This is a genomic window from Neisseria sp. P0021.S007, from assembly GCF_051956855.1.
The window spans coordinates 1-509 of sequence record NZ_JBQCXA010001258.1 but is presented as its reverse complement, the minus strand read 5'-3'; the positions used below and the strand labels follow the sequence as shown (position 1 = coordinate 509).

Genomic DNA, 509 nt, shown 5'->3' with positions numbered 1-509 from the left:
GCGCCGAGCAATACCCATGCGCTGATTTTGGCGACATCGCGCAGGGCGCGTTTGTGCTTGCGGCTGAAGAGGCGGTTGATAATCAGCGCGGCAAGTGCGAAAAAGAAAAAAATACGGAAAAGTCTGCCTATCATATCGGGAAACGGTGGAGGTCGTCTGAAAAAGTATGGTTCGGGCACGGTGGCATGGGGACAGATGTTTCAGCGCGTCAGGCTGCTTGTCCGTCCGTGTCAAAAAGTCATGCCGTTTGCTATATAATAACGCTTTTCGCCGCATTTGTTGGAATAGGATATGAGTCAAAATGCCTCGGTGGGCATTGTAACGCCCCAAAAAATTCCGTTTGAGATGCCGCTGGTTTTGGAAAACGGTAAAACTTTGCCGCGTTTTGATCTGATGATTGAAACCTACGGCGAGCTGAATGCCGAAAAAAATAATGCGGTTTTAATCTGTCATGCGCTGTCGGGCAACCATCATGTTGCGGGCAGGCATTCGGCGGAGGATAAATACAC

1 protein-coding gene and 1 pseudogene are annotated in these 509 nt (G+C 49.7%); one reads left to right on the top strand and one right to left on the bottom strand.

The window, feature by feature from the left end:
• Positions 1-134, bottom strand: a 134-nt coding sequence (locus ACTHUR_RS18620; RefSeq protein WP_440400251.1) for a protein MIGRI, incomplete at its 3' end; no start/stop codon positions are given.
• Positions 135-291: 157 nt separating this feature from the next.
• Between ACTHUR_RS18620 and metX the strand changes: the two are divergent.
• Positions 292-509 (top strand): annotated as a pseudogene (gene metX, locus ACTHUR_RS18615) (homoserine O-acetyltransferase); the annotation flags it as partial.